Annotated in this window: 27 protein-coding genes; 17 read left to right on the forward strand and 10 right to left on the reverse strand. The window is 72.8% G+C overall.

The window, feature by feature from the left end; all coding sequences use genetic code 11:
• The first annotated feature begins 109 nt into the window (after positions 1 to 109).
• The 4 genes from ACFYU0_RS01745 (at position 110) to ACFYU0_RS01760 (ending at position 4,061) form a co-directional block, all read left to right on the forward strand.
• Positions 110 to 1,507 carry a DUF6421 family protein gene (locus ACFYU0_RS01745; RefSeq protein WP_389297079.1) on the forward strand — a complete coding sequence of 466 codons (1,398 nt, stop codon included), beginning with the start codon at positions 110 to 112 and terminating at the stop codon, positions 1,505 to 1,507.
• 38 nt (positions 1,508 to 1,545) lie between these two features.
• Entirely contained in the window at positions 1,546 to 2,295 is a 750-nt protein-coding gene (locus ACFYU0_RS01750; protein WP_351660457.1) for an SDR family oxidoreductase, read from the forward strand.
• Entirely contained in the window at positions 2,292 to 3,362 is a 1,071-nt protein-coding gene (locus ACFYU0_RS01755; protein ID WP_351660460.1) for a low specificity L-threonine aldolase, read from the forward strand. Before ACFYU0_RS01750 ends, ACFYU0_RS01755 begins: the two co-directional genes overlap by 4 nt.
• A 78-nt stretch (positions 3,363 to 3,440) precedes the next feature.
• The gene (locus ACFYU0_RS01760) at positions 3,441 to 4,061 is read left to right on the forward strand and encodes a transglutaminase domain-containing protein (protein ID WP_351660463.1); all 621 of its coding nucleotides are present in this window, start codon (positions 3,441 to 3,443) and stop codon (positions 4,059 to 4,061) included.
• Between the two features lie 27 nt (positions 4,062 to 4,088).
• Here the strand turns inward: ACFYU0_RS01760 and ACFYU0_RS01765 are convergent, their stop codons facing one another.
• Both ACFYU0_RS01765 and ACFYU0_RS01770 read right to left on the reverse strand, forming a co-directional pair.
• Complete coding sequence (locus tag ACFYU0_RS01765; RefSeq protein ID WP_389297081.1) at positions 4,089 to 4,817, reverse strand: lysophospholipid acyltransferase family protein; 729 nt, start codon at positions 4,815 to 4,817, stop codon at positions 4,089 to 4,091.
• Between the two features lie 148 nt (positions 4,818 to 4,965).
• Positions 4,966 to 5,382, reverse strand: coding sequence for a DUF4395 domain-containing protein (locus tag ACFYU0_RS01770; RefSeq protein ID WP_389297082.1), 417 nt, complete (start codon positions 5,380 to 5,382; stop codon positions 4,966 to 4,968).
• A 75-nt stretch (positions 5,383 to 5,457) separates the two neighbouring features.
• On the opposite strand from ACFYU0_RS01770, the gene ACFYU0_RS01775 reads away from it, so the two are divergent.
• From ACFYU0_RS01775 to ACFYU0_RS01795, 5 genes are all read left to right on the forward strand, one after another.
• Positions 5,458 to 5,871 (forward strand): thioredoxin family protein, encoded by a 414-nt coding sequence (locus ACFYU0_RS01775; RefSeq protein WP_351661227.1) that lies wholly within the window; start codon positions 5,458 to 5,460, stop codon positions 5,869 to 5,871.
• Between the two features lie 206 nt (positions 5,872 to 6,077).
• Positions 6,078 to 6,587, forward strand: coding sequence for a flavin reductase family protein (locus tag ACFYU0_RS01780; RefSeq protein WP_389297083.1), 510 nt, complete (start codon positions 6,078 to 6,080; stop codon positions 6,585 to 6,587).
• A 219-nt stretch (positions 6,588 to 6,806) separates the two neighbouring features.
• On the forward strand, positions 6,807 to 7,592 hold the full coding sequence (locus ACFYU0_RS01785) for an electron transfer flavoprotein subunit beta/FixA family protein (RefSeq protein WP_351660474.1): 786 nt from the start codon (positions 6,807 to 6,809) through the stop codon (positions 7,590 to 7,592).
• Between the two features lie 53 nt (positions 7,593 to 7,645).
• The gene (locus ACFYU0_RS01790; RefSeq protein WP_389297084.1) at positions 7,646 to 8,608 is read left to right on the forward strand and encodes an electron transfer flavoprotein subunit alpha/FixB family protein; all 963 of its coding nucleotides are present in this window, start codon (positions 7,646 to 7,648) and stop codon (positions 8,606 to 8,608) included.
• A gap of 180 nt (positions 8,609 to 8,788) precedes the next feature.
• On the forward strand, positions 8,789 to 10,084 hold the full coding sequence (locus ACFYU0_RS01795; RefSeq protein WP_389297086.1) for a DUF6986 family protein: 1,296 nt from the start codon (positions 8,789 to 8,791) through the stop codon (positions 10,082 to 10,084).
• 37 nt (positions 10,085 to 10,121) lie between these two features.
• Here ACFYU0_RS01795 and ACFYU0_RS01800 read toward each other — a convergent pair whose 3' ends face one another.
• On the reverse strand, positions 10,122 to 11,171 hold the full coding sequence (locus ACFYU0_RS01800) for a LacI family DNA-binding transcriptional regulator (protein ID WP_351660482.1): 1,050 nt from the start codon (positions 11,169 to 11,171) through the stop codon (positions 10,122 to 10,124).
• Between the two features lie 209 nt (positions 11,172 to 11,380).
• Here ACFYU0_RS01800 and ACFYU0_RS01805 point away from each other — a divergent pair, with 209 nt between their 5' ends.
• The 3 genes from ACFYU0_RS01805 (at position 11,381) to ACFYU0_RS01815 (ending at position 13,833) form a co-directional block, all read left to right on the forward strand.
• Positions 11,381 to 12,334, forward strand: coding sequence for an ROK family protein (locus ACFYU0_RS01805; RefSeq protein WP_389297946.1), 954 nt, complete (start codon positions 11,381 to 11,383; stop codon positions 12,332 to 12,334).
• A gap of 109 nt (positions 12,335 to 12,443) precedes the next feature.
• On the forward strand, positions 12,444 to 12,635 hold the full coding sequence (locus ACFYU0_RS01810) for a hypothetical protein (protein ID WP_351660485.1): 192 nt from the start codon (positions 12,444 to 12,446) through the stop codon (positions 12,633 to 12,635).
• 142 nt (positions 12,636 to 12,777) lie between these two features.
• The gene (locus tag ACFYU0_RS01815) at positions 12,778 to 13,833 is read left to right on the forward strand and encodes an NUDIX domain-containing protein (protein WP_389297087.1); all 1,056 of its coding nucleotides are present in this window, start codon (positions 12,778 to 12,780) and stop codon (positions 13,831 to 13,833) included.
• A gap of 48 nt (positions 13,834 to 13,881) precedes the next feature.
• Here ACFYU0_RS01815 and ACFYU0_RS01820 read toward each other — a convergent pair whose 3' ends face one another.
• Together ACFYU0_RS01820 and ACFYU0_RS01825 are read right to left on the reverse strand one after the other, a co-directional pair.
• Entirely contained in the window at positions 13,882 to 14,598 is a 717-nt protein-coding gene (locus ACFYU0_RS01820; protein WP_389297088.1) for an MBL fold metallo-hydrolase, read from the reverse strand.
• A gap of 62 nt (positions 14,599 to 14,660) precedes the next feature.
• Positions 14,661 to 16,016, reverse strand: coding sequence for a dipeptidase (locus tag ACFYU0_RS01825; protein ID WP_351660493.1), 1,356 nt, complete (start codon positions 16,014 to 16,016; stop codon positions 14,661 to 14,663).
• Positions 16,017 to 16,147: 131 nt separating this feature from the next.
• On the opposite strand from ACFYU0_RS01825, the gene ACFYU0_RS01830 reads away from it, so the two are divergent.
• Complete coding sequence (locus ACFYU0_RS01830; RefSeq protein WP_389297091.1) at positions 16,148 to 17,401, forward strand: geranylgeranyl reductase family protein; 1,254 nt, start codon at positions 16,148 to 16,150, stop codon at positions 17,399 to 17,401.
• Here ACFYU0_RS01830 and ACFYU0_RS01835 read toward each other — a convergent pair.
• On the reverse strand, positions 17,391 to 17,852 hold the full coding sequence (locus ACFYU0_RS01835) for a nitroreductase family deazaflavin-dependent oxidoreductase (protein ID WP_389297093.1): 462 nt from the start codon (positions 17,850 to 17,852) through the stop codon (positions 17,391 to 17,393). The two genes, ACFYU0_RS01830 and ACFYU0_RS01835, sit on opposite strands and share 11 nt — an antisense overlap.
• 146 nt (positions 17,853 to 17,998) lie before the next feature.
• Here ACFYU0_RS01835 and ACFYU0_RS01840 point away from each other — a divergent pair, with 146 nt between their 5' ends.
• Complete coding sequence (locus ACFYU0_RS01840; protein ID WP_389297095.1) at positions 17,999 to 18,694, forward strand: TetR/AcrR family transcriptional regulator; 696 nt, start codon at positions 17,999 to 18,001, stop codon at positions 18,692 to 18,694.
• A gap of 570 nt (positions 18,695 to 19,264) precedes the next feature.
• Here ACFYU0_RS01840 and ACFYU0_RS01845 read toward each other — a convergent pair.
• Positions 19,265 to 20,746, reverse strand: coding sequence for an MFS transporter (locus ACFYU0_RS01845; RefSeq protein ID WP_389297097.1), 1,482 nt, complete (start codon positions 20,744 to 20,746; stop codon positions 19,265 to 19,267).
• An 84-nt stretch (positions 20,747 to 20,830) separates the two neighbouring features.
• Here ACFYU0_RS01845 and ACFYU0_RS01850 point away from each other — a divergent pair, with 84 nt between their 5' ends.
• The gene (locus ACFYU0_RS01850) at positions 20,831 to 21,229 is read left to right on the forward strand and encodes a MarR family transcriptional regulator (protein WP_351660508.1); all 399 of its coding nucleotides are present in this window, start codon (positions 20,831 to 20,833) and stop codon (positions 21,227 to 21,229) included.
• Between the two features lie 7 nt (positions 21,230 to 21,236).
• Here ACFYU0_RS01850 and ACFYU0_RS01855 read toward each other — a convergent pair whose 3' ends face one another.
• Together ACFYU0_RS01855 and ACFYU0_RS01860 are read right to left on the reverse strand one after the other, a co-directional pair.
• Entirely contained in the window at positions 21,237 to 21,977 is a 741-nt protein-coding gene (locus ACFYU0_RS01855; RefSeq protein WP_389297100.1) for a maleylpyruvate isomerase family mycothiol-dependent enzyme, read from the reverse strand.
• Between the two features lie 108 nt (positions 21,978 to 22,085).
• Entirely contained in the window at positions 22,086 to 23,252 is a 1,167-nt protein-coding gene (locus tag ACFYU0_RS01860) for an MFS transporter (protein WP_389297102.1), read from the reverse strand.
• A 413-nt stretch (positions 23,253 to 23,665) separates the two neighbouring features.
• Between ACFYU0_RS01860 and ACFYU0_RS01865 the strand changes: the two genes are divergently transcribed.
• Positions 23,666 to 24,061: a luciferase family protein gene (locus ACFYU0_RS01865; protein WP_351660516.1), complete on the forward strand. Its 396-nt coding sequence runs from the start codon at positions 23,666 to 23,668 to the stop codon at positions 24,059 to 24,061.
• 56 nt (positions 24,062 to 24,117) lie between these two features.
• On the opposite strand, the gene ACFYU0_RS01870 is transcribed toward ACFYU0_RS01865, so the two are convergent.
• Positions 24,118 to 24,897 (reverse strand): DeoR/GlpR family DNA-binding transcription regulator, encoded by a 780-nt coding sequence (locus ACFYU0_RS01870; RefSeq protein WP_351660519.1) that lies wholly within the window; start codon positions 24,895 to 24,897, stop codon positions 24,118 to 24,120.
• Positions 24,898 to 25,020: 123 nt separating this feature from the next.
• On the opposite strand from ACFYU0_RS01870, the gene ACFYU0_RS01875 reads away from it, so the two are divergent.
• Positions 25,021 to 25,902 carry an SIS domain-containing protein gene (locus ACFYU0_RS01875; RefSeq protein WP_389297104.1) on the forward strand — a complete coding sequence of 294 codons (882 nt, stop codon included), beginning with the start codon at positions 25,021 to 25,023 and terminating at the stop codon, positions 25,900 to 25,902.

Below are 25,902 nucleotides of genomic sequence, written 5' to 3' on the forward strand. Positions count from 1 at the left end.
TCGGTGACCATGGGGTTGCGCAGAATAATTTCCCGAGCTGCCTCTTGCTGGGAGAAACCGGGTATGCGTACGGTGTGCGTACGCGAGGTTCTCCCGTGGAGGATGGGACATGACGGAAATTCTTGTGCAGGCGGCTACGGAGGAGAAGGTTCCTTCGCTGACCAGGGTGGTGGAGCACCCGGCCTGGCCCGTGCTCAAGGATGCCGTGGAGCAGATCCGGCTATGGCAGTCCAAGGACGGGTCGATCGACTTCGAGGCCGAGGGCGCCCCGGAGCGCGCCGACGCCGAGGCCGCCGTGCGCCGTGTCGTCGAGTCGGTCGAGCGGCTCTCCCCGCTGCTCCCGCACGACGCGGCCTACCACGAGGCTCTCGTCACGGACCTGCGCCGCTGGGCTGACGCGGGCTTCCAGGTCCCGGACTTCCTGGACTCCCTGCTGGCCTTCCAGCCCGCGGCGAGCCGGGCGGACGGCCTGCAGCACCTGGTCGTCTTCCCGATGTACACCCAGAACGGCAACCCCGACCGCAATCTCGAGGCGGTCGTGCTGCGCATGGTCTGGCCGGACTGGCTGGCCGAGCTGGAGCGCACCCGGTACGACAACCCGCTCTTCTGCGGCATCAAGTTCGAGGACTTCACGGCCGGCTACGACACCAACTCCGCCGTCCTCTTCCCGGAGACCATCGCCGTGCGCGAGGCGCCGGAACGATTCTCCTGGGGTGGCATCTTCTGTGACCGCGAGGCCGCCCGCTTCCGCCGGGTGACCGACGCCTCCGTGGACATCCTCGGCCTGAAGCTGCCCGAGGACATCGCCGCCATGGTCCACGACCAGAAGCGCTGCGAGGAGGCCTTCGTGCTCTGGGACATGGTCCACGACCGCACCCACAGCCACGGCGACCTCCCGTTCGACCCGTTCATGATCAAGCAGCGCCAGCCGTTCTGGATGTACGGCCTGGAGGAGCTGCGCTGCGACCTCACCGCCTTCAAGGAGGCCGTGAAGCTCGAGGCGGACGGCGTCCCGCAGGCCCGTGACGTGCAGTACGCGGTGCTCTTCGACCGGATGTTCCGCTTCCCGGTCACCGGCGACCGCAACCGCAACTACGACGGCCTCGGCGGCCAGCTGCTCTTCGCCTACCTGCACAAGCACGACGTCGTCCGCTGGACCGACAACAAGCTCTCCATCGACTGGGAGCGCGCGCCGCAGGTCACCAACCAGCTCTGCGCCGACATCGAGAAGCTGTACAAGGACGGCATCGACCGCCCCAAGCTGGTGCACTGGTTCGCCGGCTACGAGCTGGTCGCCACCTACCTGGCCCCGCACCCCGGCTCCAAGTGGGCCAAGGGCCCGGACGCCCTGGACCTGACCCAGCCGCCGCGCAAGCTCGTCGACGACGTGCTTCCGGACGAGTTTCCGCTGAGCATGTTCTATGAGGCCCTGTCCAAGAAGCTGAAGAACGTGATCGCCTCCACCAAGGGCATCACCGCGGACGGCGCCGAGCGGGCCGCCGCGTGAGCGACCGCCTGAAGGACACTGCTCAAGAGGGGAAGAACATGGTGGGGAACGGGTCTCTCAGTGGTGCGGTGATCGCGGTGGCCGGTGCGGGCGGACCCGCCGGGCACGCCGCGCTGGTCCGGCTCGCCGAGGCGGGCGCGATCGTCGTCGGCGCCGACAACAACCCCGAGCGCCTCGCGGAGGCCGTGGACGCGGCCCGCTACGCGGGCGGCGGCGCCACGGTCACGGGTGAGACGGTCGACCTGCTCGACCTGGACTCCACCCGCGCCTGGGCCGACCGCACCGAGAAGGAGTTCGGCCGCATCGACGGCCTGGTCCACCTCGTCGGCGGCTGGCGCGGCAGCGCCACCTTCGCCGAGACCGACCTCGCCGACTGGGAGCTGCTGGAGAAGCTGCTCGTCCGCACCGTCCAGAACACCTCCCTGGCCTTCTACGACGTCCTGCAGCGCAGCGACCGCGGCCGCTACCTGCTGATCAGCGCCGCCGGCGCGTCGAAGCCGACCGCCGGGAACGCGGCGTACTCCGCCGCCAAGGCCGCGGCGGAGGCCTGGACGCTCGCCATGGCGGACGGCTTCCGCAAGGCGGGGGGCGAGGCGGGTCCGCGCTCGGCGGCTGCCATCCTGGTGGTGAAGGCGCTGGTGCACGACGCGATGCGCGCCGAACGCCCCAACGCGAAGTTCGCGGGCTTCACGGACGTCAAGGAGCTGGCCGAGGCCATCGAGGGCGTCTGGAGCAAGACCGCCGCCGAAGTGAACGGAAACCGTCTGTGGCTGACCGAGAAGCCGTGAACCCTCCCAGGACCGACGCGCGTCGTCATCACGACCCCGAGGTCCGCGGTTTCGCCAGTGACAACTACGCCGGAGTCCACCCGGAGGTGCTGGCCGCCATCGCCCTGGCCAACGGCGGCCACCAGGTGGCGTACGGCGAGGACGACTACACCGAGAACCTGCAGCGGATCGTCCGCGGGCACTTCGGCCCCACGGCCGAGGCCTTCCCGGTCTTCAACGGCACCGGCGCGAACGTCGTCGCGCTCCAGGCGGTCACCGACCGCTGGGGCGCGGTGATCTGCGCCGAGAGCGCGCACATCAACGTCGACGAGGGCGGCGCCCCCGAGCGCATGGGCGGTCTCAAGCTGCTCAGCGTGCCCACGCCCGACGGCAAGCTGACGCCCGAGCTGATCGACCGGCAGGCCTTCGGCTGGGACGACGAGCACCGCGCCATGCCGCAGGTCGTGTCGATCACCCAGAGCACCGAGCTGGGCACGCTCTACACGCCCGGCGAGATCCGCGCGATCTGCGAGCACGCCCACGCGCACGGCATGAAGGTGCACCTGGACGGCTCCCGGATAGCGAACGCCGCCGCGTCCCTCGACGTGCCCATGCGGACCTTCACCAACGCCGTCGGGGTGGACATCCTCTCGCTCGGCGGCACGAAGAACGGCGCCCTGTTCGGCGAGGCGGTCGTGGTCATCAACCAGGACGCGGTCTCGCACATGAAGCACATCCGGAAGATGAGCATGCAGCTCGCCTCCAAGATGCGCTTCGTGTCGGTCCAGCTCGAGGCGCTGCTCGCCAAGGACCTGTGGCTGCGCAACGCCCGCCACGCCAACGAGATGGCCCAGCGGCTCGCCGAGGGCGTCCGGGCGGTCCACGGCGTGGAGATCCTCTACCCGGTGCAGGCCAACGGCGTCTTCGCCCGGCTGCCGCACGAGGTGAGCGTGCGCCTGCAGAAGCGGTTCCGCTTCTACTTCTGGGACGAGGCGGCCGGCGACGTGCGCTGGATGTGCTCCTTCGACACCAAGGAGGAGGACGTCGACCTCTTCGTGGCCGCGCTCAAGGAGGAGATGGCCCGCTAGTCCCCAGCTATGCATAAGTATGCGGTCACCTGAAAAGTCATTGACTGTCGGGTGATCGCATACCTATGCTCTGCGGGCATGGAGCTGATCCAGGACACCGCCGACCTCTCCGCCTATCTGGCCGCTGACGAGGTCATCGACCATCATCACCCGGTGGTGCGGGCGACGGCCGCCCGTCTCGCCGAGAATGTCGCGGACTCGTATGCCTATGCACAGTCCGCGTACGAGTTCGTGCGCGACACCGTGCCGCACTCCGCCGACGCGGACGACCCGCGCGTGACCTGGCGGGCCTCCGACGTGCTGGCGCTGCGCACCGGCATCTGCCACGCCAAGGCGCACGCCCTGGCGGCCCTGCTGCGCGCCGAGGACATCCCGACGGCGCTCTGCTACCAGCGGCTGACGCACGACGACGGCGGCCATGTCCTGCACGGTCTGGTGGCGGTGCGCTTCCACGGCGCCTGGCACCGGCAGGACCCGCGCGGCAACAAGCCCGGGGTGGACGCCCGGTTCTCCCTCGAGGGTGAGCGGCTCGCCTGGGTCCCGGACCCCGCGTCCGGCGAGATGGACCACCCCGTCCTCTACGCGGCACCGCATCCGGCGGTCCTCGGCGCCCTCAAGGCCGCCCCGGACCGGCCGCACCTGTGGCGGACGCTGCCCGAGAGCCTCCAGGGCGGCCCGTCCCGTCGTGAACTTGGCTGACGGCGGCGGACGTTCGTCCGCGGCGGGTCAGTGCGCCTCGGCCGCCCGCAGCTGCTCCGCCGTCGGCGCCGAACCGCCCAGGTGGGCGGGCATCCACCAGGAGTCCTCCGAGCCCTTGGGGCGGGCGGGATAGGCGCGCTGGGCGGCCTCCAGCAGCTCCTGGACGCGCTCGCGCAGACGGCGGGTGATGGCGCCCGCGTACTGGTCGCGCGGGGCCTCGACCGGCTCGCCGACCCGGATGGTGATCGGGGTGTGGCTGCGCCGGAAGTTGCGCGGCTGCCCCTTGGTCCACAGCCGCTGAGTGCCCCACACCGCCATCGGGACGAGCGGCACGCCCGCCTCCTGTGCCAGGCGGGCGGCGCCCGACTTGAAGCTCTTCAGCGTGAACGACTGCGAGATCGTGGCCTCCGGGAACACCCCGATGACCTCTCCCGAGCGCAGCGAGTCCAGGGCGTGCTCGAACGCCGCCTCACCCTGCCGCCGGTCCACCGGGATGTGCTTCATGCCGCGCATCAGCGGGCCGGACACCTTGTGGCGGAAGACGGACTCCTTCGCCATGAACCGCACCAGGCGCTTCTGCGGCAGGGCGGCCAGGCCGTTGAAGATGAAGTCCAGGTAGCTGATGTGATTGCTCACCAGCACCGCACCGCCCGTGCGCGGGATGTTCTCGGAACCTTGGCAGTCGATCTTCAGGTCCCAGGCCTTGAACAGCGTCTTGGCGAAACCGATGACGGGACGATAGACCAGCTCTGCCATGGGCGGGGTGGGCCCTTTCTGCTCTGCTCGGGAAAGGGGGGCTCCCGGCGGGAAAGTTACGCAGCCGTAGGTTTACGGCGTCTCGCAGATCGTGCCCGAAGAACGGACGGGTAGCCAGTCCTGGTGCCCGGACACGGCGAGATCCTCGTCACTCCGGCCGTACCGTCACCCTCTTCAGGAGCAGGTACATCTCGCACCCCAGGCAGTGGCCGAACGCGGCGTTGAGGAAGGCGGCCGCGAGCGCCGCTCCGGTCGCCCCGAGCCCCAGCCAGGCCGGCCCCACCGTGAGACCCACCAGCCCGAGGCCGGCGAAGAGCAGACCCACGGCCTGTGCGAAGCGCGGCGGTTCGGGCGCCTCGAACTCCGTCGGCGGCCCGAGCCGCGGCCGCACCAGCCTCCGGAACAGCACGCCGTACGGCGACCGCCCGACCCCGCCGGCCGCGCCGAGCGCGAACACCGCGGTCTGCCAGGCCAGTACCCAGGGATTCCGTGTGATCAGCGCCGCGGCCAGCACCACGGTCGTGACGGCCGCACCGAAGCGCGGACCTCTCGCGTCGATGCCCATGAACAAAGCATTCCGCAACGACGGCTCTTGAGGGCCGCGGGAATCTTTGCGGTCTCGTGAACGCTTGTGCCGATGATGACCGGACTGATGGTGTGCGTGGCGGTGCTCGCCGTGGCGAGCGCGTACGGAGTGCTGCACGGGCGGCGGAGCGGGAGGGTACGGGTGCGCGGGCGGGACGAGGGCAGACGGCTCGGTGCCGAGGAGCTGGGCGGCGAACTGGGCGCGCGCGCCACGCTGGTGCAGTTCTCCAGCGCCTTCTGCGCCCCCTGCCGGGCCACCCGGCGCGTCCTCGGCGAGGTCGCGGAGATGGTGCCGGGCGTCACCCACATCGAGATCGACGCCGAGGCCCGGCTGGACCTGGTACGCGCGCTGGACATCCTCAAGACGCCCACCGTCCTGGTCCTCGACGCCGAGGGGCGGGTGGTGCGGCGCGCCGCCGGACAGCCCCGCAGGGCCGACGTGATCGCGGCGCTCGGGGAGGCGGTGTGAGGCCCGCGGGCGCCGGGTGAGCCCGCTCCCGGATCCGGTCCGAACTTGACTGTGCGTGCCATCTGTCGTCAGCCTGACCGTGTGCCGACAGAACTCCTTCTCTTCGCGCGGGTCCACGTCGACCTGGCCCGCACCGCGAGCGCGCGCTGTCCGGGCCGTTGACCGCCCCCGGCCCCGCTCGACCCCCCTCGCAGAAGGACAACCACGTGACGGCCACTGACGAACTCGGCGCCTACCAGCTCGCCTCTCCCGATCTGCTGCGCTCCACCTTCCGCCGGCACGCCGCGGGCGTGGCGGTGATCACCGCGCGTGGCGCCGCGGGACCGGTCGGCTTCACCGCCACCTCCCTCACCTCCGTCTCGGCCGAGCCGCCGCTCGTCTCCTTCGGCATCGGCACCGGCGGCTCGAGCTGGCCCGCCGTGGCGACGTCCGAGTACGTGGGCGTCCACATACTCGGTGAGCACCAGAGCGACCTGGCGGCCACCTTCGCCCGCAGCGGGGCCGACCGGTTCGGGGCGCCCACGGTCTGGCGCGAGGGTCCGGAAGGCGTGCCCGTGCTCGACGACGTGCTCGCCTGGCTGGTCTGCCGCGTGGTCGGCCGCGTCCCGGCCGGCGATCACCGCATCGTGCTCGCCGAGGTGGTCCTCGGCGACTCGGCGGGCGCCGGCCGCCCCCTCCTCTACCACCAGGGCCGCTTCAGCGGACTGCGGGACTGATCACGCCGCCGCCACCCTGCGCCGACGTCCGATCCCGGTTACGCTGCGTTGCGAAGGTCACAGTTCAAAGCGCTTGCTTAGCGGGCATGAACTGGGTGTACTGACGAGTAATATTTCGGTCGGAGCGCGCGGACGCCCCGACCGGGATCGGCCGCTTGAGGCGCCTATGCTGCCTCCAAGAGGCAGCCCGGAAATAGACGATGCAGTAGGAGAGCCGGCGTGAGCTTGAGGATCGTTGTCACTGTGAAGTACGTGCCCGACGCCACTGGCGACCGGCACTTCGCCGATGACCTGACCGTCGACCGCGACGACGTGGACGGTCTGCTCTCCGAACTGGACGAGTACGCGGTCGAGCAGGCGCTGCAGATCGCGGAGGACGCCGACGACGCCGAGGTCACCGTGCTGACCATCGGTCCCGAGGACGCCAAGGACGCGCTCCGCAAGGCCCTGTCGATGGGCGCCGACAAGGCGATCCACGTCGAGGACGACGACCTGCACGGCACCGACGCCATCGGCACCTCCCTGGTGCTGGCCAAGGCCATCGAGAAGGCCGGCTACGACCTGGTGATCTCCGGCATGGCCTCCACCGACGGCACCATGGGCGTCGTCCCGGCGCTGGTCGCCGAGCGTCTCGGCGTCCCGCAGGTCACGCTGCTCTCCGAGGTCTCGGTCGAGGACGGCACGGTCAAGGGCCGCCGCGACGGCGACGCCGCCAGCGAGCAGCTCGAGGCCTCCCTGCCGGCCGTCGTGTCCGTCACCGACCAGTCGGGCGAGGCGCGCTACCCCTCCTTCAAGGGCATCATGGCGGCCAAGAAGAAGCCGGTGGAGTCCTGGGACCTGTCCGACCTGGACATCGAGGCCGAGGAAGTCGGCCTGGAGGGCGCCTGGACCAAGGTCGACGCCGCGAACGAGCGTCCGGCCCGCACGGCCGGCACCATCGTCAAGGACGAGGGCGAGGGCGGCAAGCAGCTCGCCGAGTACCTCGCGAGCCAGAAGTTCATCTAAGGGCTCGCCCCCGCTGACCGCCCCTCAACTTCGTTACGCAGGAGAGCAATCCCATGGCTGAAGTCCTCGTCTACGTCGACCACGTGGACGGTGCCGTCCGCAAGCCGACCCTCGAGCTGCTGACCCTGGCCCGCCGCATCGGCGAGCCGGTCGCCGTCGCGCTGGGCAACGGCGCCGCCGACACCGCCGCCGCGCTCGCCGAGCACGGTGCGGTGAAGGTCCTCACCCACGAGGCGTCCGAGTACGCCGACTACCTGGTCGTCCCGAAGGTGGACGCCCTGCAGGCCGCCGTCGAGGCCGTCTCCCCGGCCGCCGTGCTGGTCCCGTCCTCCGCCGAGGGCAAGGAGATCGCCGCCCGTCTGGCGCTGCGCATCGGCTCCGGCATCATCACCGACGCCGTCGACCTCGAGGCCGGCGACGAGGGCCCGGTGGCCACCCAGTCGGTGTTCGCCGCGTCCTTCACCACCAAGTCCCGCGTCAGCAAGGGGACCCCGGTCATCACGGTCAAGCCGAACTCGGCCGCCGTGGAGGCCGCCCCGGCCGCCGGTGCGGTCGAGGCCCTGAACGTGTCCTTCTCCGAGAAGGCCACCGGCACCAAGGTCACCGGCCGTACGCCGCGTGAGTCGACGGGCCGCCCGGAGCTGACCGAGGCCGCGATCGTGGTCTCCGGCGGCCGCGGCGTCAACGGCGCCGAGAACTTCTCGATCATCGAGGCGCTCGCCGACTCCCTCGGCGCGGCCGTCGGCGCCTCGCGCGCCGCGGTGGACGCGGGCTGGTACCCGCACACCAACCAGGTCGGCCAGACCGGCAAGTCGGTCTCGCCGCAGCTCTACATCGCCAACGGCATCTCCGGCGCGATCCAGCACCGCGCGGGCATGCAGACCTCGAAGACGATCGTGGCCGTCAACAAGGACGCCGAGGCCCCGATCTTCGACCTGGTCGACTACGGCGTGGTCGGCGACCTCTTCGACGTCGTCCCGCAGCTCACCGACGAGGTCAAGGCCCGCAAGGGCTGAGTTCCCCCTCGCTCCACGAGGCCCCTGTGACCGGCGCGGTCACGGGGGCCTCGGCGCATCCTGGACACAACCGCACCGGTGCCGCCGGTGCCGCCGGGGTGTTGACCGCGCGGAAGCACCCCGGATAACTTCGTTCAACGGATTGTTGATTCCGTAGAGCGGAAAATTGGAGGGTGTGGGATGGGTCAGCAGGAGAAGGTGGCCACGAGCCTCGCGGGCGTCGTCAGCGAGGAGATCAGCGCCTCCCTCGCGCCGGTCGACGCGGAGCTGGCGCGCCGCTACCCGGGCGACCCCGGCACCCGGCAGCCCGTCCACACGGTGTACGTCCCCGGTGACGCCTTCGACGCCGGCACCATCCGCTCGTGGGGCGACCGGGCCCTCGCGGCGCTCGACGAACACGCCCCCGACGCCGCCTCCTTCGCCGCGGTGCTCGGCCTGTCCGACGAACTCGCCGAGCCGGTGTACTCCCGCGTCCGCGCCAAGCTGGAGCGCGAGCCGGTGGAGGACCTGCGCGTCGACTTCGAGGACGGCTACGGCCCCCGTCCGGACGCCGAGGAGGACGAGACCGCCGCGCGCGCCGCCCGGCTGATCGCCGAGGCGTACCGCGACGGCACCGCGGCCCCGTACATGGGGATCCGCATGAAGTGCATGGAGGCCGCGGTGCGCGACCGGGGCATCCGCACCCTCGACGTCTTCCTCACCGGACTGATGGAGGCCGGCGGACTCCCCTCCAGACTCGTGCTGACCCTGCCGAAGGTGACGTACGCCGAACAGGTCGCGGCGTTCGCGCGGCTGCTGGAGGCCTTCGAGAAGGCACACGGACTGGCGGCCGGGCGGCTCGGCTTCGAGATCCAGATCGAGACCAGCCAGTCCATCCTCGCCGCCGACGGCACCGCCACCGTCGCCCGGATGATCCAGGCCGCCGGCGGCCGGGCCACCGGACTGCACTACGGCACCTTCGACTACAGCGCCTGCCTCGGCGTCTCCGCCGCCCACCAGGCGAGCGACCACCCCGCCGCCGACCACGCCAAGGCGGTCATGCAGGTCGCGGCCGCGGGCACCGGCGTACGCGTCTCGGACGGCTCCACCAACGTCCTCCCGGTCGGCCCGGCCGAGCAGGTCCACAACGCCTGGCGCCTGCACTACGGCCTCACCCGCCGCGCCCTGGCCCGCGCCTACTACCAGGGCTGGGACATGCACCCCGGGCACATCCCGACCCGCTACGCCGCCGTCTTCGCCTTCTACCGCGAGGGCTTCGAGCAGGCCGCGGGCCGCCTCGCCCGCTACGCCAGCCGGGCCGGCGGCGACGTCATGGACGAGCCCGCCACCGCCAAGGCCCTCAGCGGCTACCTGCTGCGCGGCCTGGACTGCGGGGCCCTCGACATCGCCGAGGTGGCCCGGCTGAGCGGACTGACCCGGGCCGACCTGGAGGGTTTCGCGGCGCCCCGCCGCGGCGACCTGACGGTATCCGCGTAGCCGGAACGTCCGGCCGGCCGGGCCGCGGGAGAGCGGCTCAGCCGGCGGGCGGCAGCTCGCCCGAGCCGCGGGTGATCAGCCGGGTCGGCAGTTCGATGCGCTCCGGCGCGACGAGGCTGCCGTCCAGCTGGCGGAAGAGGCGCTCGGCGGCGGTCCGGCCGAGCGCGGCCGCGTCCTGGGCGACGACGGTGACGCCCGGCTGGAGCAGGTCCGCCAGCTCGATGTCGTCGAAGCCGACGAGCGCGGCTGGACGGGGCCGCTCGGCGAGGACCCGGATGACGGTGACCGTCACCCGGTTGTTGCCGGTGAAGATCGCGGTGACGGGGGAGGGGCCGGACAGCATCTCCTCGGCCGCCCGGCGCACCCGCTCGGGGTTCGTCGCGCCGAGGGACATCCAGGCGTCCTCGACGGGTATCCCGGCGTCCTCCATGGCGGCCCGGTAGCCGCGCAGCCGCTCCGCCGCGGTGTGGATGCGGGGCATGTCGCCGATGAAGCCGATCCGGCGGTGGCCGTGCGCGATCAGGTGGGCCACGCCGTCCCGGGCGCCCCCGTGGTTGTCGGAGAGGACGACGTCGGCGTCGATCTTCCCGGCGGGCCGGTCCACGAACACCGTGGCCACGCCCGCCCGCAGCTCCGGCTCCAGATAGCGGTGGTCGTCGCCGGCCGGGATGATCACCAGTCCGTCCACCCGTCGCGCGCACAGCGCCAGCGCCAGCTCCTGCTCGCGGTCCGGGTCCTCCGCGCTGGAACCGTTGATCAGCAGGGCGCCGTGGGCGCGGGCCACCTCCTCCACCGCGCGGCTGAGCGGGCCGTAGAAGGGGTCCGCGAGATCCTCCAGGATCAGGCCGATGCTGGCGGTCCGGCCCTTGCGCAGCACCCGCGCGCTGTCGTTGCGGCGGAAGCCTAGCGCCTCGATCGCCTCCTGCACCCGGCGCTCGGTGTCCGGTGTGACGCCGGGCTCGCCGTTGACCACCCGGGACACCGTCTTCAGGCCCACCCCGGCCCGGGCCGCCACGTCCTTCATCGTCGGGCGGTTGCCGTAACGGTTCCCGGGGAGGCGGTCTGCGCGGCGGGTGGTCTCGGGCACGATGCGGTGTCCTGTCCTGTGTCCGTGGATTCCGGTGGGGCGGCTGCTGCGTTCGATGGTTTGTATGAGGATGTGGCGTCGAGCATAGAGCCTGGACAACGTTGTCAGATGCGGACAGACTGTTCACCGCTGTCTCCGGCCTGCGCCCCCACCGTCTGACCGGCCGCGTCTGTTTGGTTTTCGAGCATCAACGGGGAGATCTGACTGTGATGTACACCGACCTGGTGGCGGCCCTCGACATCGGCGGCACCAAGATCGCCGGCGCGCTGGTGGACGGGCACGGACGGATCCTGGCCCGTGCCCAGCGCGCGACACCGGCCCAGCAGGACGGAGAAACGGTCATGCGGGCCGTCGGGGGAGTGCTCGGCGATCTCGCCGGCTCCCCGCTGTGGGAACGGGCCGGCTCCGTCGGCATCGGCAGCGCGGGCCCGGTGGACGCCTCGGCGGGCACCGTGAGCCCGGTGAACGTGCCGGGCTGGCGTGATTTCCCGCTGGTCGAGCGGGTGCGTGAGGCCACCGGCGGCCTGCCGGTGGAGCTGATCGGCGACGGGGTGGCCATCACCGCGGCGGAGCACTGGCAGGGGGCCGCCCGCGGCCACGACAACGCGCTGTGCATGGTGGTCTCCACGGGCGTCGGCGGCGGTCTGGTGCTGGGCGGCCGGCTGCATCCCGGTCCGACCGGCAACGCCGGGCACATCGGGCACATCAGCGTCGACCTCGACGGCGACCCGTGCCCGTGCGGCGCCCGCGGCTGCGTCGAGCGCATCGCCAGCGGCCCCAACATCGCCCGGCGGGCCCTGGAGCGGGGCTGGCGGCCCGGTCCCGACGGGGACGCCTCCGCCGTTGCCGTCGCCGCCGCCGCGCGGGCCGGCGACCCGGTGGCCGTGGCGTCCTTCGAACGGGCCGCGCAGGCCCTGGCCGCCGGGATCGCGGCCACCGCGACGCTGGTGGAGATCGACATCGCCGTGATCGGCGGGGGCGTCGGCAAGGCCGGCGACATCCTTTTCACGCCTCTGCGCAAGGCGCTCACCGACTACGCGACCCTCTCCTTCGTGCGGCGCCTGACGGTCACCCCGGCGCAGATGGGCACGGACGCGGGCCTGGTCGGCGCCGCGGCGGCCGCGCTGTCCCGCCGTCCGGACGCGACGGCGGCGGGGGTCTGAGCCCGGCAGCCGTCGGTCACGGCCTCGGGACCGAGCCGCCGTAGCCCGGGCGGGGGCGAATCCGCGTCATCCGCGTGACCCCGCGCAGGGTTCGGCAGTTGATCAGGGCATGAAGAAGCGCAGCATGCTCGCCATCGCCTCCCTCGCCACCGGATTCGTGGTGGCCGCCGTCACCCCGTCCCACGCCGCGGACCAGCAGCCCGTCCGTGGGCTCAAGCTGACCAACACCCTCGGCGACGTGGACCACCTCGTCAACCAGGCCACCCTGGCCGTGGCGGAGGACGCGCGGGGCCGGAAGTAGTCCCCGCACCCCGGGCGAAAGTGCCGGTGTCACCCTCGCGGGAGGCACCGGCACTGGCGTGAGCGCGCCCTCAACTGGGCGTGGTTTCCGTGGCAGGGTGGAGCGGGCAAGCCACAGGGGGCCAACAGAAGAGGGGGAGTCCGTGACCGTCGTCTGGATCAACGGCGCGTTCGGTGCGGGAAAGACCACGACCGCACGGGAACTGATCGAACTGATCCCGAACAGCACGCTCTTCGACCCCGAGGTCATCAGCGCGGCGCTTCCGCACCTGCTGCCGCCCAAACGCCTCGCCGAGGTCGGCGACTTCCAGGACCTGCCCATCTGGCGCCGGCTCGTGATCGACACGGCGGCCGCGATGCTGGCTGAGCTGGGCGGCACGCTCGTCGTTCCCATGACCCTGCTGCGCCAGGAGTACCGCGACGAGATCTTCGGCGGCCTCGCCGCCCGCCGGATCCCCGTGCGGCATCTGCTGCTCGCCCCGGCGGAAACGATCCTGCGGAAGCGCTCGGCCGCTCGCGAGTTCCCGCCGGACGTTCCCGCCGGCGCCCCACGGCAACGGCAGTGGGCCTACGACCACCTGGAGCCCTACCGGGCCGCCCTCGCCTCCTGGCTCACCGCCGACGCCCACCTCGTGGACACCAGCCACCTCACCCCGTACCAGACCGCCGTCCGCATCGCCGACGCCGTGGGCAGCGGCGCCGTGCCCCACGTCGACATAGTGCAGACCCCCGAGCCGACCGCGGAGACCCTCGCCGCCGGGGTGCTGCTCTTCGACGAGCAGGACCGGGTGCTGCTCGTGGACCCCACCTACAAGCCCGGCTGGGAGTTCCCCGGCGGTGTCGTCGAGCGCGGTGAGGCGCCCGCCCGGGCCGGGATGCGGGAGGTGGCCGAGGAGACCGGCATACGGCTGCGCGAGGTGCCCCGGCTGCTGGTCGTGGACTGGGAGCGGCCCGCCCCGCCCGGCTACGGCGGACTGCGCCTGCTCTTCGACGGCGGCAGGCTGGACTCCGCCGAGGCGGCCCGGGTGCTGCTGCCGGGGCCGGAGCTGCGCGGCTGGCGGTTCGCGACCGAGCAGGAGGCCGCCGGCATGCTGCCGCCGGTGCGCTACGAGCGGCTGCGCTGGGCGCTCCGCGCCCGGGAGCGGGGATCCGCCGTGTATCTGGAGGCCGGCGTGCCGGTCGTGGGCCGGGCGGCCTGACGCACTTCCGTCCGTCGCCGCCCTCGCCGCCGCTGACCGCTCTCGCCGTCAGTCGGCGCCCGGACCGCCGTCGGCCGCTCTCCTCAGGGCGGCCGACGCACCGCCCAGCACCGGTTCGCCGTGCCCGAAGCAGGCCAGTTGGGCATCGAGCGCGGCCAGTCGGTCCAGGGACCGCATCAGTCGCGGGCGGTCGAGGTTGAACACGCCCGGCATGACCGACCCGTCGACCGGCGAGGCGGCCACCGTGTCGCCGGTGAACAGCACGCCCTCGTCGGGCACGAACAGCGCGATGCTGCCGTCCGTGTGCCCGGGGACGTGCAGCACCCGCGCGCCGCCGCCGAAGCCGAGCACCGCGCCGTCGGACAGCGGAGTGACCTGCCGGGGACGCTCCGGCTCGCCCCTCGGAAGGTGCCGTGACGCCTCCGCGTGGATCGGCACCTCCCAGTCCTCGAACCGCGGCGCCGGGCCCGGGCGTTCACCGAGCACGAACGGCGCGTCCAGCTCGTGCGCGAACACCTCGGCGCCGCTCAGCGCGGCGAACTCGGCCGCGCCGCCGGCGTGGTCCTCGTGGAAATGGGTCAGCACGATCCGCCGTACGTCCCCGGGGGCGCGGCCCAGCGCCGTGACCGCCCCGGCGATCGCGCGGCCGGAGCCCAGCACCCCGGCGTCGATCAGCGACAGCTCGTCGCCGTCGCGCCAGAGATAGGCCTGGCCGACCGGGAAGCGCAGCAGGTGCAGGCGGGGGAGCAGCTCTACGACGTCCATGCGCCGAAGGTAGGCGGCGCCCCCGCCGGGTGGCGAGGGCGCTCTGCCGCGGGCAGAAGGGTTCAGCCCGCCGCGTAGTTGGTCAGGAACAGCGCCTCGGCGACCGACAGCCGCTCCAGCTCCTGCGGGGACACGCTCTCGTTGACCGCGTGGATCTGCGCCTCGGGCTCGCTCAGGCCGATCAGCAGGATCTCCGCCTGCGGGTAGAGGCCGGCGAGGGTGTTGCACAGCGGGATCGAGCCGCCCTGGCCTGCGTAGCTCATCGCCTCACCCGGGTAGGCGACCGCCATCGCGTCGGCCATCGCCTGGTAGGCCGGGCTGGAGGTGTCGGCGCGGAAGGGCTGGCCCTGGCCGATCTGCTCGGTGGTGACCCGGGCGCCCCACGGGGTGCGCGCCTCGATGTGCGCCTGCAGCAGCTTGGTGGCCTCCGCCGCGTCCACGCCCGGCGGCACCCGCAGGCTGATCAGCGCCCGCGCGCCGGCCTGCACCGACGGGGTGGCGCCCACGACCGGCGGGCAGTCGATGCCGAGCACGGTGACCGCGGGGCGGGCCCAGATGCGGTCCGCGACCGAGCCGCCGCCGATCAGGTCCACGCCGTCCAGCACCCTGGCGTCCTTGCGGAACTGCTCCTCGGTGTACTCGAGACCGTCCCAGCGCGCGGTGGCGTCGAGCCCGTCGACCGTGGTCGAGCCGTCCTCGGCGCGCAGCGAGTCCAGGATCCGGATCAGCGCGCCGAGCGCGTCCGGGGCGGCGCCGCCGAACTGGCCCGAGTGCAGATTGCCGGCGAGGGTGTCGACCTGGACCCGGATCATGGTCATGCCGCGCAGGGTGGTGGTGACCGTGGGCAGGCCGACCCGGAAGTTGCCGGCGTCGCCGATGACGATCGTGTCCGCGCGCAGCAGCTCGGGGTGCTGCTCGGCGTAGCGCTCCAGGCCGCCGGTGCCCTGCTCCTCGGAGCCCTCGACGATCACCTTGACGTTCACCGGGACGCCGCCGTTGGCCTTGAGCGCGCGCAGCGCGAGCAGGTGCATGATCACGCCGCCCTTGCAGTCGGCGCTGCCGCGGCCGTACCAGCGGCCGTCCCGCTCGGTCAGCTCGAACGGCGGAGTGGTCCAGCCGGCCTCGTCGAGCGGCGGCTGGACGTCGTAGTGCGCGTACAGAAGAACCGTTTTTGCACCCTCCGGGCCCGGCAGGAAGCCGTACACCGACTGGGTGCCGTCCGGGGTGTCCAGCAGGGCCACGTCCACGAAACCCTCGGCGCGCAGCGCGTCCGCGATCCAGTTCGCGGCGCCCTCGCTCTCGCTCCTCGGGAACTGCGCGAAGTCGGCCACCGACTTGAAGGCGACCAGTTCGGCCAGCTCCGCCCTGGCCCCGGGCAGCAGCGAGGCGACGGTCTCGGCGACCGGATTCGACGACATGGGCACGCTCCTCGTGGGTGCGACGTTGTACCGGGTGAGTACACCGATCCTCCCACAGCGGTCCGTCGTGATCGTCGCCGTAGGATGCGGGGGACAGTGCGGCAGCGGCTTGATCGGAGCAGTAGACCATCGTGAGCGGCGAGAACTCTTCGGCGGACGACGTGCAGCGGGTATGGGACGTCGTCGTGGTGGGCGCGGGACCCGCGGGCGCCTCGGCGGCCTACGCGGCGGCGGTCGCGGGGCGGCGCGTGCTGTTGCTGGAGAAAGCCGAGCTGCCGCGCTACAAGACGTGCGGCGGCGGCATCATCGGCCCGTCCCGTGACTCGCTGCCACCGGGCTTCGAGCTTCCCTTCCGGGACCGCGTGCACGCGGTGACCTTCTCCCACAACGGCCGCTTCGCCCGCACCCGCCGGTCCCGGCAGATGCTGTTCGGGCTGATCAACCGGCCCGAGTTCGACGCTCAACTGGTCGAGCACGCGCAGAAGGCGGGCGCCGAGCTGCGCACCGGCGTCGCCGTCCAGCGGGTCGAGCAGCACGGCTCGACGGTGCCCGACCGGCGCACCGTCGCGGTGGTGCTGCAGGGCGGGGAGACCGTGCTGGCCCGTGCGGTCGTCGGCGCCGACGGCAGCGCCAGCCGCATAGGGGCGCACGTCGGCGTGAAGCTGGACCAGGTCGACCTCGGCCTGGAGGCGGAGATCCCGGTGCCGGAGACCGTCGCCGAGGACTGGAAGGGGCGGGTGCTCATCGACTGGGGCCCCATGCCGGGCAGCTACGGCTGGGTCTTCCCGAAGGGCGACACGCTCACGGTCGGTGTGATCTCGGCGCGCGGCGAGGGCGCGGCCACCAAGCGGTACCTGGAGGACTTCATCGCCCGGCTCGGTCTCGCCGGCTTCGAGCCGAGCATCTCCTCGGGGCACCTGACGCGCTGCCGCGCCGACGACTCGCCGCTCTCCCGCGGCCGGGTGCTGGTCTGCGGCGACGCGGCGGGGCTGCTGGAGCCGTGGACCCGGGAGGGCATCTCCTTCGCGCTGCGCTCGGGCCGGCTGGCCGGCGAGTGGGCGGTCCGCATCGCCGAGGCGCACGACGCGGTGGACACCCGTCGCCAGGCCCTGAACTACGCGTTCGCGATCAAGGCGGGGCTCGGCGTCGAGATGAGCGTCGGCAAGCGGATGCTGGCCGCGTTCGAGCGCCGTCCCGGGGTCTTCCACGCGGTCCTCACCGGCTTCCGTCCCGCGTGGAAGGCGTTCAAGGAGATCACGCAGGGGTCGACGTCCCTAGGCGAGCTGGTCCGTTCGCATCCGCTCGCCCAGCGCGCCCTGACCGCGTTCGACCGGAGCCGGGGCCCGGACGCGCCGGCCGTCGCGGAGGACACCGTCACTCCGTGACCGTGATCCGGAAGACGGGGTGGTCGCCGGCCGCCGCCAGGATCTCCTCGTCGGAGGACTTGGCCGTCACGCCCTGGAAGTACTGGTTGACCTCCCAGCCCCACTTCTCCAGGTAGGTCCGCAGGATCGGGAGCTTCTCGGCGTCGGGGAGCTCCACCGCGGTGAACGCGCGCACCTTGCGGCCCACCCGCAGCTCGCCGCCGCCGGCGACCCGCATGTTGCGCACCCACTGGGAGTGGCCGCGCGCCGAGACGAGATAGCGCGCGCCCTCGTGGCTGTGCGGGTTGACCGGGATGCGCTGCATCTGCCCGCTCTTGCGGCCCCGCACGGACATCTCGGCGCTTCCGGCGAGGCTGAAGCCGTGCCGGGCGAGCCAGCCGATGACCCCGTTGAGCCGGACGTTCAGCGGACTGCCCTTGAGGTAGTACGGCGAAGAAGAAGACGACGACATGACGACCCCCACGATTCGGGAGAGCAGTGCTCTCGGCTGACTCCAGTGTGGAGCAGACGGGCGCTCCGAAGCAAGAGCAGTGCTCTCTTTTTTGTTCACTGCTCTTGATTGTGTGCACTGATCCGCCGTCGTGGGACACTGGCGCCATGAGCACCGCACAGGGCGCCCGCGCGCGGGCCAGGACCGAAGTGACCGCGGCCATCAAGGACGCGGCGCGCAGACAGCTCGCGCAGGAGGGCGCGGCCAAGCTCTCGCTGCGGGCCGTCGCCCGCGAACTGGGGATGGTCTCCTCCGCGCTGTACCGGTACTTCCCCAGTCGGGACGACCTGCTGACCGCACTGATCATCGACGCCTACGACTCCCTCGGCGAGGCGGCCGAGGCCGCCCACGCGGCGGCGCCCGGCGGCGACCCCGTGCGGCGCTGGACGGCGGTGTGCGAGGCGGTACGCGTCTGGGCCCTCGCCCATCCGCACGAGTACGCGCTGATCTACGGCTCCCCGGTGCCGGGGTACTCCGCACCGCAGACCACCGTCCCGGCCGCCGCACGCGTCGGACTGCTCCTCATCGGCATCGTCCGCGACGTGCACGGCGCCGGCGGCCTCGCCCAGCTGCCCCTCACCGCCGAGCTGCGCCCCGAGGCCGAGCGGCTGGCGGCCGACCTCGCGCCCGGCCTCCCCGCTGAGGCGGCGGCGGCCCTGGTGGCGGCCTGGGCCGAACTCTTCGGGCTGGTCGGATTCGAGGTGTTCGGACAGTTCAACCGGGTGGTCGAGGACCGCGAAGCCTTCTTCCGCCACGCGGTGACGCGGCTCGCCGAAAGCTGCGGCCTGACGCTCCGGTCCTGACGCCAGGGGCTCGCCGAGCGGGAGTTCGGCCCGCCCCCCCCGGCTGTTGGCGCGCGGTGGCGGAAGCGGCCGAGTGCTTCCGGCTGGTTGGCGTCTGCCGCCCGGGGCGTGCCCGGTCTGCGACGCGGGCGGTGGGGTACGCGCGCGGGCCGCGCCTAGGTCGCCGGCGGCGCGTGGACGCCGAGCGGTCGCGGATCGCCCCCGAAGCGGGCACTGCGTGCTCGTGCGCGGCACCTTCGCCGTCAGCGCCCAGGCACGCGCCGGCCTCTCGCGCAGCCGGACGGAGGGCAGCAGCCGGCCGTGGCCGCGGCGAGGGCAGGCGCCGGCCTCACCGCGGCCGCATGGGGCCGGGATCCGGCCGCGGCGGCGCTCACGGGCGGCCGGCGAGAGTGAGGCGCGCCCGGTTCCGCTTGTCACCGGGCCGACCGGCGAGGGTGAGGCGCGCCCAACTCCGCTCGTCCCGGGGCCGGTCGGGCCGGCACCCGGTCTCCGGTACGCGCCGGTGTGCGTCCGGCGGGCCACAACTCCCGCCGGACGCACACCTCGCGCCGTTCCCGCCGGCGCCAGTCGTCAGTCGCGGACCGGTACGCGTTCCGCTCGCGGTTCCTCGACCGCGGACCGGGCGACGACGAGCGACGGCAGGCTGCGGTGGCGGCGCATCCCGGTGAGCGTCATCAGCAGTCCGGCCACGGCGATGCCCGTGACCACCATGAATCCCGGCCGGTAGCTGTCCAGGACGCCCTGCGGGGTGGGGGCGACGGGCGCGGCCGCGGTCACCACGGCCGTCACGACCGCCAGGAAGATCGCGCCGCCCACCTGCACCGAGGTGTTCAGCAGCCCGGAGACCATGCCCTGCTCGTGGTCCTCGACCCCATTGGTGGCCTGGATGTTGAGCGAGGGGAACACCAGCGCGCAGGCCGCGCCGATCAGCAGCATCGACGGCAGGATCACGGCCGCGTACACCGGGTTCAGGTCGACGCGCAGGAACAGCGCGTACCCGGCGACCATCAGGGCGAAGCCGGTCGCGATCAGCCGCGGGGTGCCGAACCGGTCGACGATCGCGCCGACCTTCGTCGACGAGACGGCCACCAGAGCGCCCGCCGGCAGGAAGGCGAGCGCAGTGTGCAGCGCCGACCAGCCGAGCAGCGACTGCATGTAGAGGGTGGTCAGGAACTGGAAGCCGACGTAGGAGCCGAAGAAGGCCACCGCGCCGAGCTGGGCCCGGACCTGGCTGCCCGAGCGCAGCACGCCGAGCCGGATCAGCGGGCTCGGCGAGCGCCGCTCGACGAGGACGAAAGCGGTCAGCAGGACGACGACGGCCAGGAAGGACAGCAGCGTGCGGGCCGAGGCCCAGCCGGCCTCCGGCGCCTGGACCACGGTGAAGACCAGCAGCAGCATCGACGCGGTGCCGAGGACGGCGCCCGGGATGTCGTAGCCGCCGTGGTTCTCCTCGCGGGCGCTGCGGGGCAGCAGCCGGAGGCCGGCGAGGAGGGCGATCACCGCGACCGGCGCGGGCAGCAGCATGGTCAGGCGCCAACTGGCCTCGGTGAGCAGGCCGGAGAGGACCAGGCCCATGGAGAACCCGGTGGCGGCGCAGGTGGTGTAGATGGAGAGCGCGCGGTTGCGCAGCGGCCCCTCGGGGAACGTCGTGGTGATGATCGACAGGCCCGCCGGTGCCGTGAAGGCCGCGCTCAGCCCCTTGATGAAGCGGCTGGCGATCAGCAGCGGACCGGAGTCCACGAGTCCGCCGAGCAGTGAGGCCAGCGCGAAGACGCCGAGAGCCACCAGGAACACCCGGCGCCGGCCCAGCAGGTCGGCGGTGCGGCCGCCGAGCAGGAGCAGCCCGCCGTACCCGAGGATGTAGCCGCTGACGATCCATTGCAGCGTCGACGTGGACAGATGGAGGTCGGCGCCGATGGACGGCAGCGCGACGCCGACCATGGACACGTCCAGCGCGTCCAGGAACATCGCGGCGCACAGCACCAGCAGGGTGCCCCACAGCCGGGGAGTCCAGCGTCCCTCGGCGGCGGGGGTGGTGAGCGGAGAGGTCATGCGAGGAGACTACATGCACGCGCATCGAATGCAAACGCATTTAATTACGGTGCAACAATTCGATTCCTCTGCTACGGTGCGCCCATGACGGGGAACAACGCCGAGAACACGCTCGTGGAGCAGTGGCGGGACATCTTGTCGCTGCACGCCCGCACCCAGTGCGAGCTGGACCGCGCCCTGCACGGACACGGCCTGTGCGCCAGTGACTTCGAGGTGCTCGACGTGCTCGCCGAGGGCGCGGCGGCGGACGGCGGCTGCGCCTACCGCGTGCAGGAGATCTCCGAGCGGGTCCATCTCAGCCAGAGCGCGCTGTCGCGTCTGATAGGCCGTCTGGAGAAGGACGGCCTGGTGTGCCGGGCCATGTGCGAGGAGGACCGGCGCGGGGTCCGTGTGGCCCTCACGGCGAAGGGGCGCGCACTGCACGGTGAGGTGCTGCCGGTGCAGCGCGCGGTGCTCGGCCGCATGCTGGCCGAGTCCGGCTGACCGGGCGTCAGATCCCGGAGTTCTCCCGCCACAGCGCAGCGAGCGCGCGGTCGCCCGTCATGTCGGAGAGCGGCGCCCGGTTCCACAGCGCCAGGTACAACCGCTCGGCCGTTCCGGCCAGTTCGGCGTCCGCCTCCGCGTCCGCGTCCCGCGAGGTCGCCGGCGGCTGCTCGGACAGCCGTACGGTCCACACGGCGTCCGCGCCCGCGTCCAGCGCGCGTATCCGCAGCACCCGCGGCCGGTCGGTGCGGACCCGGCTCCTCGCCCGGGCGTGGAAGCCGCGCAGCAGCTCGTCGACACCGTCCGCGGCGAATCCGGTGGCCACCGAGGTAGCCGGGCCGCCCCGCGCCGCCTCCGCGTCGTGGCGGTGGACGGTCGTCTCGTGGGCCTGCCGACGGGTCCAGAAGGCCAGCGGCGACGGGCAGGGCGCGGGGTGGAAGGTCCAGCAGTCCAGGTCGGCCGGGGCGCCGGCCAGTGTCTCGACCAGCCGGCGATGGCTGTCCCGGTACCACGTCACCAGCTCGGCGCCGTCCAGGTCGGGGCCTTCGGGGAGGGGGCGCGGCGCGGTGTGCCCGTCGGCGACGATCCCGGCGGCCCACCGGTGCACGGCGCCGGTGTGCCGCAGCAGGTCCCGCACCTGCCACCCCGGGCACGTCGGCACCTTGGCGTCGGTGCCCGCCAGCTCGGCGGCCGCGGCCAGCAGCCGGCCTTCCCGGTCCAGCGCGTGAAGGAACTCGGCAGTCTCCATGGCGGCCACTCTGCCCGATGGAGTGCCCTCGATGGGACGGGTTTTCCCGGCCCGGGCGGGCGCGGGGCGGGGCGCGCCGGGCCCACGTCCGCGCGCCCGGCGCCGCGCTCAGCCGCTCAGCTTCCGCCGGGTCGCCGCCCCGATGGCCGCGGCGACGGCGGCCAGGGCGGCCACGCTGGTGAGCGCGGTGGGCAGGGAGAACCAGTCGGTCATGAAGCCGATCGCGGGCGGCCCGAGGAGCATGCCGCCGTAGCCCAGGGTGGAGGCGACGGCCACACCGGACGGCCCGGCCAGCGCACCCGCCCGTTCCACCGCGACCGGGAAGAGGTTGGCGAGACCGAGCCCGGTGACGGCGAAGCCGAGCAGCGCCGCCCACACGGAGGGCGCCAGCGAGCCCAGCAGCATGCCGGCGGCCGCGGTGGCGCCGCCCGCGACCACCGTGCGGCCACGGCCGAGGCGTTCCAGCAGGGCCGTCCCGGTCAGGCGTCCGACGGTCATGGCGAGCGCGAAGAGCGAGTAGCCCGCGGCCGCCGTCCCCGCGGACGCCGTGAGGTCCTGCTGGAGGTGCAGGGCGCCCCAGTCGGCCATGGCGCCCTCGCCGTAGGCGGTGCACAGCGCGATCAGTCCGAAGACGACGACCACGAGGCGTGTCCTGCCGTCCGGCCGCCGCGCACCGCTGCCGGGCTCCGGGTTCCCGCGCTCCGGCGGGACCGGCGCCTCGTGCCGCAGCAGAGTGCGCCCGGCGACGGCGGTGACCAGCAGTCCGAGTACGGTGATGCCGAGCAGGTGCCGGGTGGGGGAGAGGGCGCCGGCCACCAGCCCGCCGAGGCCCGCGCCGATCATCCCGCCGAGGCTGAAGGCCGCGTGGAAGCTGGGCATGATCGGTCTGCGCAGGGCGGCAACCAGGTCGACGGCGGCGCTGTTGAACGCCACGTTGACCCCGCCGTAGGCCGCTCCGAAGAGCAGCAGGACGGCGCCCAGTGCGGGCGCGGAGTGGGTGAGGGGCGGCAGCGCGACGCTCAGCGCGAGGACGGTCATGCACACCACCGTCACCGGGTGGCTGCCGTAGCGCCGGCAGAACCGGCCGGTCATGGTCATGGTCAGGACGGCTCCGGCGGAGACCCCGAGCAGGGCGAGCCCGAGGGTGCTGGCGGAGGCGTGCGTCTGTTCCTTGATATCCGGGATGCGGACGACCCAGCCGGCGAAGACGAAGCCGTCCAGGGCGAAGAAGGCCGCGATCGCGGCGCGGAGGCGCGTGAGCCCGTGACCCGGCACGACGCTGTGCGTTCGGGTTTTGTTTATTTGCGGCACAAACGCAGGCTAAGGGCGTCCGTCGAGCTGACGCAAGAGTCGACGGTTGCCTCGGGCATGTGTCCGGCGGGACCGGTGACGGCGCCGGCGGAGGGCACCGGTGGCGGCGGTGCGCACCTCTCGCCGCCCACTGGGCCGTCCGGCCCCGGGCCGGCCGTCGGCCGCACGGTGCGACGAGGTGCCGAACTCAGGCCAAGTGCCGCTGAGCAGGCGTGGCTTGTCCCGACGGTGCGCCACGGACGCGCGCAGCACGTCGACTTGAGGAGCACTCCGAGGCTCCGACGGCCGTCCGGGTCCCGGAAGCCGAAGCGGATACAGGTCGGTTAATGCTTGCGCACCGGCTGGTTGCCGGGCGGTGAGCAAGTCATGATGGCCTCATGACGTTGGCCTCGCGCGCGCTCGCGCAATTGGCGACCTGGCCGGACCTGAGACGCGCCGTCCCGAGCTGCGGCACGGGAGAGGCGGTCGACTCGGCCGAGGGTGAGATCGTTCACTTCCACTCCGACCGGGACGTCGATCTGCTGCTGACCGGCCGGGCCGTCCAGCGCTTCGCCAAGGATCTGAAGGCCTCGGGCGCGGTCCGCATCGTGCCGGGCTCCCCGTGGGTCACCCTCCGGCTCGACGCGGCCAGCGACGTCGATCTGCTGCTGACCCTGGTGAGCGTGGCGCTGCAGGCCCGGCAGTCCTGGCCGGACCCGGAGGGGCGGGCGGTGTCCGGCTGCAACGACCAGCGCGGCGCCGGATTCGTGAGCGCCGACCGCAGCGGCTACTGAGCCGCGGGCCCGACCCGGCCGGCGGCGCGTGCCCCCGCGCGCCTCGCACCGCGGCCTCACACCGCCAGGACCCGTACTCCCGCCTCCTCGAAGCGGTGCACGGTGTCCTCGGGCACCGCCGTGTCCGTGACGAGCGTGTCCACCTGCTCCGCCGCGCAGATCCGGGCGAAGGCCCGCCGCCCCAGCTTGCTGGAGTCGGCGGCCACCACGACCCGCTCGGCGCGTTCGCACAGCAGCCGGTTGATCGCGGCCTCCGCCTCGTCGTGCGCCGCCGCGCCGTGCGTGACGTCGAACGCGACCACGCCGAGCACCGCCACGTCCAGCGTGATCTGCCCCAGCACCCCGTCCGCGAGCGGACCGATGAGCTCGTACGACTGCGGACGCGCGACCCCGCCGGTCACCACGATCTTGAACTGGGGCCGCACCGCCAGCTCGTTGGCGATGTTCAGCGCGTTGGTCACGACGGTCAGGGCGGGTGAGCCGGTGCCCAGGTCGCCGCGCACGGCGAGTGCGCGGGCCACCTCGGTGGTGGTGGTGCCGCCGGTCAGTCCCACCGCCTCGCCGGGTGCGACGAGATCGGCCACCGCCTTGGCGATCCGCTGCTTCTCCGAGGCGCGGCGGGCCGTCTTGTAGCGCAACGGCAGCTCGTACGACACCCCGTGCACCACCGCCCCGCCCCGCGTGCGCACCAGCATCTGCTGCTCGGCGAGCTGGTCGAGGTCCCGGCGGATCGTGGCCGCCGACACCTCCAGCTCGGCCGCCGCCTCCTCGACCTCCAGCCGGCCGCGCTCCACGAGCAGTTCCAGCAGCGCCTTCCAGCGGGCGTCCCGGGACATCCGCGGCCTCCGTTCTCCGTACCCCCGGCGACCCTAGCGCACCTCCCCCTTCGCCCGAATGCTTGATTGTGCTCGAAACACCGCTATATCTTGCAAGAAAAATCAGCAAGGGGAGGGTGTGGCATGAGCCATGTCGAGGACGAGCTGAACAGTCAGCCCGAGTGCTGGATACGCGCGGCCGAGGAGGCGGAGCGGCACCGCGGGGCGCTGCCGGCGCAGGGCGAGCGGGTCGCGATCGTCGGATGCGGGACCTCGTACTTCATGGCGCAGGCGGCCGCCGCCCTGCGCGAGGCCGCCGGGCAGGGGGAGACGGACGCCTTCGCCGCCTCCGAGTTCCCGCCGGGACGGTCCTACGACCGGGTCGTCGCCCTCACCCGCTCCGGCACCACCACCGAAGTGCTGGAACTGCTCGCGCGGTCGCGGGGCGGCGCCCGGACGACCGCGATCACCGCCGATCCCGCCACCCCGGTGATGTCGGCCGCCGACGACCTCGTCGTGCTGGACTTCGCCGACGAACGCTCCGTCGTCCAGACCCGGTTCGCCACCACCGCGCTCACCCTGCTGCGCGCCCACCTGGGCCTGCACACCGCGGCCGTCGTCGCCGACGCCCGCACGGCTCTCACCGCCCCGCTGCCCGAAGGCCTGGTCGACAGCACGCAGTTCACGTTCCTCGGACGCGGCTGGACCGTGGGGCTCGCGAACGAGGCCGGCCTGAAGATGCGCGAGGCCTCGCTGTCCTGGACCGAGGCCTACCCGGCGATGGAGTACCGGCACGGGCCGATCAGCGTCACCACCGAGGGCACCGCCACCTGGATGCTCGGCGAGGCGCCCGCCGGCCTCGCCGAACAGGTGCGCGGCACCGGCGGATCGTGGATCGCCGGCACGCTCGACCCGCTCGCCGAACTCGTCCGCGTCCAGCGCCTCGCGGTCGCCGTCGCCGCCCGCCGGGGCCTCGACCCCGACCGCCCGCGCCACCTCACCCGCTCGGTGATCCTCGCCTCCTGA

This window comes from Streptomyces sp. NPDC003720 (assembly GCF_042875075.1).
In the GTDB taxonomy this organism is placed as follows: domain Bacteria; phylum Actinomycetota; class Actinomycetes; order Streptomycetales; family Streptomycetaceae; genus Streptomyces.

Excerpts from the sequence above, each read along its gene's own strand:
- ACFYU0_RS01745 (WP_389297079.1), top strand. The coding sequence starts at position 110 with ATGACGGAAATTCTTGTGCAGGCGGCTACGGAGGAGAAGGTTCCTTCG.
- ACFYU0_RS01750 (WP_351660457.1), top strand. The coding sequence starts at position 1,546 with ATGGTGGGGAACGGGTCTCTCAGTGGTGCGGTGATCGCGGTGGCCGGT.
- ACFYU0_RS01760 (WP_351660463.1), top strand. The coding sequence starts at position 3,441 with ATGGAGCTGATCCAGGACACCGCCGACCTCTCCGCCTATCTGGCCGCT.
- ACFYU0_RS01765 (WP_389297081.1), bottom strand. The coding sequence starts at position 4,817 with ATGGCAGAGCTGGTCTATCGTCCCGTCATCGGTTTCGCCAAGACGCTG.
- ACFYU0_RS01770 (WP_389297082.1), bottom strand. The coding sequence starts at position 5,382 with ATGGGCATCGACGCGAGAGGTCCGCGCTTCGGTGCGGCCGTCACGACC.
- ACFYU0_RS01775 (WP_351661227.1), top strand. The coding sequence starts at position 5,458 with ATGACCGGACTGATGGTGTGCGTGGCGGTGCTCGCCGTGGCGAGCGCG.
- ACFYU0_RS01790 (WP_389297084.1), top strand. The coding sequence starts at position 7,646 with ATGGCTGAAGTCCTCGTCTACGTCGACCACGTGGACGGTGCCGTCCGC.
- ACFYU0_RS01795 (WP_389297086.1), top strand. The coding sequence starts at position 8,789 with ATGGGTCAGCAGGAGAAGGTGGCCACGAGCCTCGCGGGCGTCGTCAGC.
- ACFYU0_RS01805 (WP_389297946.1), top strand. The coding sequence starts at position 11,381 with ATGTACACCGACCTGGTGGCGGCCCTCGACATCGGCGGCACCAAGATC.
- ACFYU0_RS01810 (WP_351660485.1), top strand. The coding sequence starts at position 12,444 with ATGAAGAAGCGCAGCATGCTCGCCATCGCCTCCCTCGCCACCGGATTC.
- ACFYU0_RS01820 (WP_389297088.1), bottom strand. The coding sequence starts at position 14,598 with ATGGACGTCGTAGAGCTGCTCCCCCGCCTGCACCTGCTGCGCTTCCCG.
- ACFYU0_RS01825 (WP_351660493.1), bottom strand. The coding sequence starts at position 16,016 with ATGTCGTCGAATCCGGTCGCCGAGACCGTCGCCTCGCTGCTGCCCGGG.
- ACFYU0_RS01835 (WP_389297093.1), bottom strand. The coding sequence starts at position 17,852 with ATGTCGTCGTCTTCTTCTTCGCCGTACTACCTCAAGGGCAGTCCGCTG.
- ACFYU0_RS01840 (WP_389297095.1), top strand. The coding sequence starts at position 17,999 with ATGAGCACCGCACAGGGCGCCCGCGCGCGGGCCAGGACCGAAGTGACC.
- ACFYU0_RS01845 (WP_389297097.1), bottom strand. The coding sequence starts at position 20,746 with ATGACCTCTCCGCTCACCACCCCCGCCGCCGAGGGACGCTGGACTCCC.
- ACFYU0_RS01850 (WP_351660508.1), top strand. The coding sequence starts at position 20,831 with ATGACGGGGAACAACGCCGAGAACACGCTCGTGGAGCAGTGGCGGGAC.
- ACFYU0_RS01855 (WP_389297100.1), bottom strand. The coding sequence starts at position 21,977 with ATGGAGACTGCCGAGTTCCTTCACGCGCTGGACCGGGAAGGCCGGCTG.
- ACFYU0_RS01865 (WP_351660516.1), top strand. The coding sequence starts at position 23,666 with ATGACGTTGGCCTCGCGCGCGCTCGCGCAATTGGCGACCTGGCCGGAC.
- ACFYU0_RS01870 (WP_351660519.1), bottom strand. The coding sequence starts at position 24,897 with ATGTCCCGGGACGCCCGCTGGAAGGCGCTGCTGGAACTGCTCGTGGAG.
- ACFYU0_RS01875 (WP_389297104.1), top strand. The coding sequence starts at position 25,021 with ATGAGCCATGTCGAGGACGAGCTGAACAGTCAGCCCGAGTGCTGGATA.